Raw genomic sequence first — 285 nt, forward strand, 5'->3', positions numbered from 1 at the left:
TAATCGTCCGGGATGCCCGCGGGTGCGAAACCGTGCCTCAGGACGTAACCATTCCCCTGGACGGCACGCCCCCGCCCGATGCAACGGTTGCGCCGGTGACGGCTACCTGTTCGGCCGGCCTTGTGGAAGGCAGTATCCAGGTAACCTCTGTGGCCGGGGGAACCGCCGATTACACATATATCCTGCAGGACCAGTTCGGCGTGGAACTGGACCGGATCGGGCCCACTTCCAGTACAGCGGAAACGTTTACGAATATCGTCCCGGGTATCTATACGGTGGTAACCC

General features: G+C 61.4%; 1 protein-coding gene. It reads left to right on the forward strand.

Annotated elements, in window-relative coordinates; translation table 11 throughout:
- On the forward strand, positions 1–285 hold a 285-nt coding region (locus ACRHNM_RS16625), incomplete at both ends, for a hypothetical protein (protein ID WP_431137736.1).

It is taken from the genome of Psychroserpens mesophilus (assembly GCF_050617655.1).
GTDB classification, from domain to species: Bacteria; Bacteroidota; Bacteroidia; order Flavobacteriales; family Flavobacteriaceae; genus Psychroserpens; species Psychroserpens mesophilus_A.